This is a genomic window from Microvirga sp. GN3 (assembly GCF_055792825.1).
Genome location: NZ_JBVVAK010000219.1, coordinates 1 through 10613, shown reverse-complemented (window position 1 = coordinate 10613; position 10613 = coordinate 1). Strand labels below are relative to the sequence as shown.

7 protein-coding genes and 1 pseudogene are annotated in these 10613 nt (G+C 63.7%); 5 read left to right on the top strand and 3 right to left on the bottom strand.

The window, feature by feature from the left end:
- Positions 1-1262, top strand: a 1262-nt coding sequence (locus ACS5Q1_RS43695; RefSeq protein WP_473104088.1) for an IS701 family transposase, incomplete at its 5' end; no start/stop codon positions are given.
- Between the two features lie 473 nt (positions 1263-1735).
- Entirely contained in the window at positions 1736-3940 is a 2205-nt protein-coding gene (locus ACS5Q1_RS43690; RefSeq protein WP_473104087.1) for a PAS domain S-box protein, read from the top strand.
- 312 nt (positions 3941-4252) lie between these two features.
- On the opposite strand, the gene ACS5Q1_RS43685 is transcribed toward ACS5Q1_RS43690, so the two are convergent.
- Complete coding sequence (locus ACS5Q1_RS43685; protein ID WP_473104086.1) at positions 4253-6157, bottom strand: tetratricopeptide repeat protein; 1905 nt, start codon at positions 6155-6157, stop codon at positions 4253-4255.
- 657 nt (positions 6158-6814) lie between these two features.
- Between ACS5Q1_RS43685 and ACS5Q1_RS43680 the strand changes: the two genes are divergently transcribed.
- Complete coding sequence (locus tag ACS5Q1_RS43680) at positions 6815-7120, top strand: hypothetical protein (RefSeq protein WP_473104085.1); 306 nt, start codon at positions 6815-6817, stop codon at positions 7118-7120.
- A gap of 481 nt (positions 7121-7601) precedes the next feature.
- Positions 7602-7871 (top strand): hypothetical protein, encoded by a 270-nt coding sequence (locus ACS5Q1_RS43675; RefSeq protein WP_473104084.1) that lies wholly within the window; start codon positions 7602-7604, stop codon positions 7869-7871.
- A gap of 673 nt (positions 7872-8544) precedes the next feature.
- Here the strand turns inward: ACS5Q1_RS43675 and ACS5Q1_RS43670 are convergent.
- Positions 8545-9390, bottom strand: a complete 846-nt coding sequence (locus ACS5Q1_RS43670) for an AraC family transcriptional regulator (protein WP_473104083.1) — start codon at positions 9388-9390, stop codon at positions 8545-8547.
- Positions 9391-9404: 14 nt separating this feature from the next.
- Complete coding sequence (locus ACS5Q1_RS43665) at positions 9405-10343, bottom strand: transglutaminase-like domain-containing protein (protein ID WP_473104082.1); 939 nt, start codon at positions 10341-10343, stop codon at positions 9405-9407.
- Between the two features lie 146 nt (positions 10344-10489).
- Here ACS5Q1_RS43665 and ACS5Q1_RS43660 point away from each other — a divergent pair.
- Positions 10490-10613 (top strand): annotated as a pseudogene (locus tag ACS5Q1_RS43660) (IS6 family transposase); the annotation flags it as partial.

Sequence of the window (10613 nt, the reverse complement as noted above, 5' to 3'; positions counted from 1 at the left end):
TGCTCGTTCTGGGCGCCCTTCTCACTCCGGGGTGCCGCACTGTCACGGCCATGCTCACCGTTGTCGGCCTCGCCCGCACCCGCAGCTTCACGAACTATCACCGCGTGCTCAACCGCAACCAGTGGTCCAGCCGCGAGGTGGCGCGTCGCCTGCTCGGCCTGCGGGTGGCGAGCTTCGTGCCGGCCGGGCCCGTCATTATCGCGCTGGATGACACTCTCGAACGCCGCTGGGGTGGCCGGATCAAGGCGCGAGGCATTTACCGGGATCCGGTCCGCTCCTCCCATGGCCATTTCGTCAAAGCCTCGGGATTGCGCTGGCTGTCCGTCATGCTGCTCGTTCCGATCCCGTGGGCTGGTCGCGTGTGGGCCTTGCCCTTCCTGACCGTGTTGGCTCCCTCCGAGCGCTTCTCGCGCGAGCATCGCCAGCGTCACAAGGCGCTCACGGACTGGGCCCGGCAAGCTCTTCTCCAGGTCGCCCGCTGGCTGCCGGACCGGCGCATCGTGGCGGTGGCCGATCAGAGTTTCGCGGCGATTGAGCTGTTGAACGCGGTTCGGCATCGCCTGTGCATGATCACACGTCTGCGTCTGGATGCGCGCCTGTTCACGCCGGCTCCGCGCCGTCGGCCCGGAGCTCGAGGGCGCCCCCGCCTTGTCGGACAACGTCTTCCGAGCCTGGCTGAACGCCTGGCCCATCCCAAAACGGCCTGGCGGCGTGTCTGGGTCGACGGCTGGTACGGCGGTGGCGAACGCCTCATCGAGTTCATCTCCGGCACGGCGATCTGGCACCATCCCGGTAAGCACGTGCCGATCCGCTATGTTCTGGTGCGGGACGTGGCCGGCCTCCTCAAGCCTCAGGCGTTTCTGTGCACGGACCTCGAGGCCGATCCTCTTGAGATCGTGCGCTGGTTCGTGCGGCGCTGGAGCACCGAGGTGACCTTTGCCGAGGCTCGCAGACACTTGAGGATGGAGACGCAACGCCAATGGTCGGACAAGGCGATCACCCGCACGACACCAGCCCTGCTGGGGCTGTTCTCGCTGGTGAGCCTCTGGACCGATGATCCCGCCATTCGGCGCTTGGCTCGCCCGCGGTGTGCCGCTTGGTACGACAAGCGCACCATCACCTTCAGCGATGCTCTGGCGGCCGTCCGACGCTCGCTCTGGGCCGCCGCAGTTTCCGATGCGTCACGCCGGCCCGCCAACATGACAAAATCCCAAATCAATGTTCTGAAGCGACTAACTACAGCACTCTGCTACGCGGCATAAATGGCCAAACTCGAGCTGAGGTACTGCGTCGGTCTGGGACTATGAAGGGGCGGGAAGCCTCTGGCCCGCCTCAGGATTGAAGAGAGCACCGTCTCTAAGCGTAGCGCAGGCCACATTCAGAAGACATTCGGCACACTGCGCAGGGCGCGTGGATGAGAATGACCGCGTTCGCGCGGCTAAGCATACCGGGTTCAGCTCACCGCATCATGTTGAATGAGAACTCGCGACCAATGGCACATATCAGTGCTCCTCCGATGGGCAGGTGCTCACAACACACGAGCGAGGCCGATGTTGCGACCCTCGCTAGGCAACCGACAGGCTCCAGAGCCGGTGTAACCTGCGCGGTCGAGGAATTCGAGTTCCCGTCTTACCTATGCTATGCGCACTCATCCATGTACCCTATTATTCTAGCAAGTCCCCGGCGTCGGCACAGAAGACGCGCCGGTCGTGCGAGCACCAAGGACCCAAGGCCAATGTCAGTCCCTGCTCCGGGCCTAACTTTGCGGTGGTTTGCTCGTCCGCTGATCCTGGCGGTCGCGGTGCTTCTGATGCTGTTTGGCGCGACCGGATTTCTCGGCCTCCAATATTGGCACGAGCGGCAAGCGGCAGATCTCTCGCTCGAGCATAGCCGCCAAGTGCTCGATACGCTCGATCGGCTGCGGACGATCATCGCCAACCCGGAGGCCGAAAGGCGCGGGTATCTGCTGACCCTCGACCCGGCATATCTCAAGGCCTACGGCGTCTCTGACGAAAGCGTGCGACGGGAGGCTCAGGCGCTCCAGGCTCTGGTCGCGAACGATCCATTGCAGAGTCTTCGCGCCGAACATCTGGCGCTGACCGTTTCAGCAACGCTGCGCGAGATCGACGATATCGTCAGGACGCCCCGTACGTCCGGGCTGACGGCGCTGGCCATGATGCGCAACATGGACGAGATCCGATCGCAAATCGACCAGATGGTGGACCACGAGCGCTTCCTGCTCGCAGGTCGGGAGACGCACGCCGCCGCACTCGAACAACGCAAGACCTGGCTCATCGCTGCGGCCACCGTCATTGTCACCGTCTTAGCAGGGACGGCGCTGGCGCTCGCACGGCTCGAAGCGAGACGGCGGCGGAAAGCGACCGAGGAGAACGTCCGACTCCACAGCGATCTTGAAAGACGCGAAAAGAAGATCCGGCGCCTGGTCGACGCTAACATCATCGGGATCGTCATATGGGATCTCGAAGGCCGGATCCTTGAGGCCAATGACGCCTTTCTCCGCATCATCGGCTACGACCGTGAAGACCTCGTCGCGGGTCGCATCCGCTGGACGGACCTGACCCCACCGGAATGGCTTGAGCGCGATGCACGACAATGGGTGCCAGAGCTGGAGGGGACCGGGATCTTGCCCCCGTTTGAGAAGGAGTACTTCCGCAAGGACGGCAGCCGCGTGCCCGTGCTCATCGGCGCGGCAACCTTCGAAGAAGGCGCCAACCAAGGTGTCGCTTTCGTGCTCGATCTGACTGAGCGCAAGCGGGCGGAGGAGGAACTGCAGCGCAGCGAGGCCTACCTAGCGGAAGCGGAGGCGCTGAGCAAAAGCGGCAGTTGGGCATGGAACCCGACCACGCAGGAGATCATCTACTGGTCGCAGGAACGCTACCGCTTGTTCGGCTTCGATCCGCAAGCCGGGATTCCATCCTTCGAGGCGCTTCTCCAGCGCATTCATCCGGAGGATCGGGGAAAGTGGCTGGCAAACACGGAAACCGCAATTCGTCTCAGGGGCGATTCCGAAACCGATTTCCGAATCGTCCTTCCGGATGGCGAGATCAAGCACCTGCACGGTATCGGCCATCCCGTTTTCAGCAAATCCGGCGAGCTGCTTGAGATCATCGGGGCGGTGATGGACGTTACCGAGCGCAAGCGCGCCGAAGAGGCGCTGCAGAAGGCACAGGCGGAGTTGGCGCATGTCACGCGCGTGACGACGATGAGCGCGCTGACCGCCTCCATCGCCCATGAGGTCAACCAGCCGCTGGCCGCCATCGTGGCCAATGCCAACGCGGCCCTGCGCTGGCTCGCCCGCCAGCCCCCCAACCTCGCCGAGGCACGGGAGACGGTGGAGCGCATCGTCCGAGACGGACACCGAGCCGGCGAGGTGATCGGGGGGGTGCGCGCGCTCCTCAAGAAGACGGCCACCGTCACGACGCGGGTGGATCTGAACGACCTCATCCACGACACGGTCGCCCTCGTCCACGGGCAAGTGCGCCGCCATCGGATCCTGCTGCGGACCGAGCTGGCGCCTGACCTCCCGCCCGTGGTGGGCGATCGGGTGCAGTTGCAGCAGGTGCTGCTCAACCTGGTGCTGAACGGCCTCGAAGCGATGAAGGAGGTGGCGGAGCGGCCACGCGAGCTGCTGATCCGGTCCCAGCCGGATGAAGCCGGGGCCGTGCTGGTGGCGGTGCAGGACACCGGTGTCGGGCTGGACCCACAGCAGGTGGAGCGGGTGTTCGAGGCGTTTTACACGACCAAGGCGGAGGGGCTGGGCATGGGCCTGGCGATCTGCCGGTCGATCATCGAGGCGCATGGCGGCCAGCTGTGGGCCTCTGCGAACGAGCCGCGGGGGGCCGTGTTTCAGTTCACCCTGCCTGCAGAACTGGACGAGACTGTTCCTGCCGAGCACGCCGGCCAATCGCTGGTGGTGTGACGCGGCAGCTCCGGAGGAGCGACACGGATCCGTTGTCGGTGACGGCGGATGTCCCGGCTGTGCTCGCCTGCCGCTCGGAACGTCAGCTTGGGGTCAACCAAAGCCCTTGAGCGAGGTCCCGCGAAGGTTCTCGATCCCGCTCCATCGCGGAAGTACGGCCAAGGTCGGCCTTGTGCCAGGAAGCGACGTTCGCGGTTGATCACCGAAAGCTGCCGTTAGCCCTGTGCAGGAGATACAGGGCACAATTTCGCGGAAGGCCGAGTGTGGAACCCGATGATCGAACATCCGTATCAAGAGTAACGCGAACCGACTTTATTGCGCACATTCCGGCAAGCGAAGGGGCCGGGCGTACTTGGCCAGCTCTTCAGATTTGGCGCAGACAGGAAAGCCGGCCTTGCGCATCAGCTCCTCAAATTTCATCTTTTCCGCCTCGCTGAAGTCCGGCCGGCTGAGCAGGCCCTGAATCGTCAGGGCGGGGTGGCGGGCCAAGGCGTCCGCCACCGCGGCGCGCGCTTCCTCCAGCCGCCCCAGCGCCGCATAGCTGGCGGCACGCTGCACCCATCCGCCCATGGTGCGCCGGTCCACGGGCTGCTCCTCCACGGCCCGCAGCGCATCCTCGTATCGCCCCGCCGCAAAATAGGCGCTCCGGACCCGATTAGCAGCACTGATGCGGCTGTTCGGGTTGAGCCGCAGCGCTTGATCGACGAGTTGCGCCCCACGCTCCGGCTGCCCCAGCGAGCCCGCTGCACTCCCAAAAGCTGCCAGAAGGTTAGCGTCCCCCGGGTTGAGCCGCAGCGCCTCCTCGTACTCCGCTGCGGCGCGCGCGAAGTCGCCCAAGCCGAGGAGGGTTTCGGCCAACGCCCGGTGGGCGTCGCCGTCGGCCGGATCAAGGGCAACCGCCCGCTCCGCGGCCTTTTTGGCCTGTTCCGTTGCCGTGTTGCGATCAGCGCCAAAGCTGATGGTGTAGTCGTGCGCCGCCGACAATGCTGTCCATGCCCGGGCAAGATGCGGATCCCTCTCGACCGCCTGGGTGAACAGCCGCACGGCCTCCTCAGTGTTGTCCTTGCCGCCGCGGGCCAGGAGGTCGCTGCCACGCAGATACAGCTCATAGGCATTGAGATCCTCGGGCCGCTTGCGCTGCGAGGTTCGTCGCTCGGCAGCGATGACGGCATTCCAGCCGCCGACCTGAGCCGCCGCTTGTTGGGCGATCTCGGTCTGGACGGCGAACACGTCTGCGGCGGGCCGGTCCCAGCGTTGGGTCCACACATGGGCGGCGGTGCTGGCATCGATGAGCTGGGCCGTGGCCCGGATCTGCTCGCCTTGCCGCTGGACCGAGCCCTCCAGCACGTATCGGACGTTCAAGTCCCTGCCGATCTGGCGCACATCGACCGGCTTGCCCTTGTAGACGGCGGTCGAGTTGCGGGCGATCACGTCGAACTCGCGGAAGCGGGCCAGGTCGGTGACGATATCCTCGGTGACGCCGTCGGCCAGCCGCTGCGTCGCCTCGTCTCCGCTCAAATTGTCGAACGGCAGCACCGCGATGGAGGGTCGGCCGACCGGCACCGGCTCGGCCAATCGCAACCACAGGAACAGACCGGCCCCGAGAGCAAGGGCAAGCAGGAGAGCAATCGCCACCGGCACCGTCCATCGGCGGGGCCTATGATGCAAGGCTGGAGCGGCCCGCACGCCATCCAGCCGGACTCGGTAGGTTCGGATCGGGCGGTCGATGTTCTTGACCCGCTGCTCGCCCGCAAACTCGATCGGGAGGTTGAGCTTGCCCTGGAGCTGGTCGTAGGCCGGGCCGGAGATCAGCACGCCACCGGGTTCGCAGATCTGTTCCAGACGGGCGGCGATGTTGACCCCATCGCCAAGAAGATCCTCTCCCTCAACCACCACGTCGCCCAGATTGACGCCCATGCGAAAGACGATCCGGCGCTCGGGTGGCCGGCTGACTTGGGATGCGGCCACGCGCTTCTGCACCGCAACCGCACAGGCAACCGCATCGACGACCGAGCCGAACTCGGCAATGGCGCCGTCGCCCATCAGCTTGACGATCCGGCCATGGTATTCCGCCAGAAGGGGACCAATGACCTCGCAGCGGAGCGTCTTCAGGGCCGCCAGGGTGCCGGCCTCGTCCTGCTCGACAAGCCGGGAATAGCCCACGACATCCGCCGCCAGGATTGCAACCAGCCGCCGCTCAACCCATGCTGTGGCCATGGCCGTCTCCCTGAGGAGATCTGCCGACTGGAGCCGGGGCCAAATCAGCCCGGTCTCTCCGTCTACTGCCCAACGCTGCTACACTGCCCGATCATGATACCACCCGGACAATCGGGTGGCGACGCTTAGGCAGGCCATTATTGGGCCGGCTCCTGATGCTGCAAGGCCCAGTGCCAAGGGCTGCATCGGCGCAACCCAGAAAGCAGAGCGGACGACATGAAGGTCCGCTCACGCTACTGATACGGAAATCCCGCTAAGGTCAGCGTCGTGCCAAGAGGAGCCCTTCCGGGTTCATGGTATCCCACACGCCCAATCCTCGACTGCCTACAGGCAGAGTTTCGCTGAGGGCAGTTCATAGAGCTGAACTGGACCAACAGGAGCGTCTCGGTATCGAACCGAGGCGCCTCAGTCGGGAAGGACAAGGAACCCCTTAGCTCTAGCCGCTTATCGCTGGATGGTTTGGAGCCAAGTCAAAGCCCTGTGTGGTGCCGGTCACAGAAGCATGGGCTGTTTCAAGCAATCCTAGGATCAACCGCAGGAGGTCATCATGAGGCGATCCTCGAAGCGCCAAGCCAGACGCTGGGTCATCCAAGAGCTGACACGCTGCCTGGAGCAGCGCAGCGAGTCTCTCCCTCCAGTTAAGCCGGCTTCGGATTGATGTTACACTCAAAGGCACGGGCTCTATCCCGCGTAACGAATGACGAAATCGAGGCGAAGACGAAGGCCCTCTGGGCCGACGACGGCCTCGAGCCGGACCAGAACGTGACGCACGCATACGGCGACGACTTCACCGCCCAGGAGTGGGAGTGCCAGTGGGCGTTAAACACGGCGATCCCCGTCCAGCCGGTGGTCAGCCCGATGTGGAGGCTGTACCGGGCCCGCGCGGTCGTCGAGCTGGAGCGCCTGCGGAAGGTGGTCAAGTCCAGCGATACCATCGTCCGGTTCAGGAGGCGCAATGGTTAGCTCGGTCGGCCTGGACTTCGTGCCGGCTGCAGCATTCAGCCGGTCTGGGACCCGGTTGCAGCGCTCTCCACCGACCCGGCCGTGTGCGAGAGAGCGCACCGTGTTCCAACAGGGCTGTAGACTCAACAAACCGGAGGACATGTAATTGAGCCATGACACGCTTTCGACCCTCCAATCACGCCGCCGACTGCCTGGTCGGTGGCAAAGCTCCTGTGTGCCGATTCCAGGTGCGGCAGCGGTCATCCCTCTTCTCATCACGATAGCACCGGCCAAAGCCCAGCCGCGTGACGGGCAACAGGTTGCCTTCGATGGCTTTGTTGCCTCGAGTGTGTACGAGGCCTTTCTGGCTCAATCACGCACCGGCCTGCTGGTTCGGCTTCAAGGCTCTCTCGAGCCTCGCTCGGGCGGGACAATGGTCGTGTCTTTGCTCGTTGCGCCACCATCAGCCACGGCCCAGCCACCTGACGCGCAACAGGTCGCGTTGGACGATTTTGCCGCGGCAACTCTGCTGATCACCAAATGCTTCTCCTGGCATCTTGATCTGAACGAAGCCGAAAAGCGGTTTTCAGAGCTCAATCTCCAACCGCGGCAATGGCGCGCCGGTGGACGACACTTCTCTTTCTTCAGGGAGCGTCTGTCCTACTACTCAACCCTTGTCTCCAAGATGTCCGCAATCCAGGCCTGTGAGGCGGCAGAAGGGGCGTTTGGGCCGAGTGGTCACATCAGGAAAGGATGGATGAGTCCGCAATAGAAGGCCCCTGTGCGCCGCAACAGCGAATAAGTGTGCGTCTGGCCAGGATGATAAGCGATCCTAACCTCCATGTGACTGAACGAGTTTGAAGAGGACCGCATGTCGGTCGCGACCTCCCATGAGGAGGCTGCATTTGCCGTGCAGACGGCCGCCTCCATGGCCGAGGCATGGGTTTGACTGGAGGCCAAACAGCCGGCGGGACCATCGTCGACTTCATGTTCAACGACGATCCCGCTACAGAGTCTGCAGAGGTGCTTAACAGCCGCGCCATCCCTTTCGTCAGCTATTCTGGCGAACCTCAGCGCCAGAGCATGTCCTCTGAGCTTCACGCAGTGTCATGGCTTGAGGGGCCCACGAAACACGTCGACTTACTGAAGGCTGCGCGGAAGACACTCATGCCCGTGTCAGGGTAGGAGTTATCCGCTCGTACTCTGCATTCTTGATGCTCATTCAATGTCGGCTTGGGGTCAACCATTCACCTTCCGGACTCTCAACGAACGTCGGCTCCTAAGCGCCAATGCGGACCAAGCTCTTTGGTCCTGGGTGTGCCAATAGGGATCATTAGGAGAGTGTGCGTGCCGAACCACCCAACTCAGCGCAACCCGAACGACCACATTGCCGTTCTTTGGAAGTGCTTCGTCTGAGCTGCCATACGAGCGAGGCAAATGAAGCCTTACTTCACGGGCACCCATATCTCCAAGCCGCCTGCGCCGGTCCATGGGTTGAATCTCTCATCGTACCTCTCGAGCAGGTCGGGCATGTCTCCGGCCGTCAGTCCGGCGGCGGGCAGCGCTTGGGCGAACACGGCATGAATCGTGCTTGCAATGGCAGTGACGTGGCCCTCATGCGGAAACACAGCCCAGCGCTGAGCTGGAAGCCGCATCGCGGTAAACCTGCTGTCGAGATCAGCAAGGTCAGAGACCTCGACGCCTGCAAGGTAGAAGTAGGTGCCGCCGCCGGCCGTACCGGCGACCAGACCGTAGGCGGCTTGGCCCTTTTGACTCGGGATTTCACCGAGATAGGGCTGGAGGTCCTGCCAGAGCGCCGGGATGCCGGCAAAATCGTCGTCAGCGAAGCCGCGCCCGATGCCGGCGATGAGCAATGGTCCGAGCGAGACAAGACGCGGCGGCGGCAGATGCACGGGAACCACCGGATCCTCCCGCAGCGGCGCCACCAGCCCAAGGCCCTCCACATGGCCCCGCGCCCGGAGCGCGGCCGGGCTGAGGCCGAACTGGTCCCGGAAGGCGCGGGAAAAGGCTTCGTGCGAGCCGTAGCCGGCCTGGAATGCGACGGCCAAGATGTCGGGAGCGCCGTCGGCCAGGGTGCGGGCCGCCTCCGTCAGACGTCGCCCGCGCACATAGGCCGTCACCGTTGTGCCCGTGGCGCAGGAAAAAAGCCGCGACACCTGGAAGCGCGAGAGGCCGCAGACCCGCGCCAGATCGTCGAGCGTGATTTCGTGCGAAAAGTGGCTCTCGATGAACCAGATCGCTTTCTCGACCGGCGTCTGCATGCCCGACATGAGCCGCGGCCACCTCAGCCCTCGAACACCTTCTCCTCCCGGCGGCGCAATGCATTGAAGACGGTCTCAGGCATGCGCAGCCGCGGATCCTCCGCAAAGCGTCGTCTCACCGCATCGAAATTCCCATCCGGGTCAGCCGTTAGCAAGGCGACCTCATCGAAGAACTCGAGTTCCTCGTCGGAAAGTGTGGCATCGGGCGCTGGCTGTGCGCCCCATACGTCCCAGGGCAGGGTTTCGCAGCCGTTGAGGGTGGCGAGATCACGGATCAGGCAACCAGCGATGAACCAGAGGCCGCGCAATTGAGAGAACTCGATGCCGAACAGGTCTGGATCCAATTCACCGCAGCGGCATCGGCGCCAGGCGTCGGGCGCCGTCAGGAACTGGTCACGCGGGACATCGAGGATATCGTGGCCGATGGCGAGATTGCGGATCCAGACATCATCGAACTGGCTATCCAGCAACGCCCAACGGCCGTCCTCCGCCCTCCAGTATTCGCAGACCCAATGATCCTCGAACTTCCCCGGATTGAAGTAAGCGCCGAAGCCGCCCCTGCCCCTGGCGGGCACCCCGTGATGACGAAAGATCGCGAGGGACAGCAGCATGAAATGGCGACAGATGCCGACGAGGCGCTTTTCGGGCGGTCGGCCGACATGGAGTGGGCGGTCGTCGAACGCCAGCAACACATCGAGGATCTTCTCCATGGGCCGAATATGGCTCTCGGCCCGGCGCGCCTCGGGCAGCGCATAGTCGTAGAAGGGTTCTGCGACGTGTTCATAGATCAACAAGCCTTGCACCGTGCGAGCAACACCCACCGGATCGGCCGGCAGGTCATCGAAGAGCGCGGCATGGCGCCCGGGCGTGCTGAAGGGCGAGTGGTCGGCATAAGTGTCGAGCACAGCCTGGGATACCCTCACATGATGCTTGAGACGCGCAGGAAGGACAATGGCGTTCATGTCAGCCTCCGAAGGTTCAACTGCCTGTTCGCCCCTTCTTGCCTCGAGATTTGGTCGTTCGCTTGATCCTGTTTGCAGGGGCGGAGCTTCGCGGTCTTCCACCTCGCATGAACAGCCATCGCTAACAGGCAGATATGCTTGTCTATAATCGGGCGGAGAATTCTCACCAGCCAACGCGGCGAAGAGAGTGCATCATGAAGCGCTTCAAGTCTGCCGGGCAGGCGCAGCGTTTTCTCTTGGCTCATGATCAGGTCGCGAACCTCTTCCGCC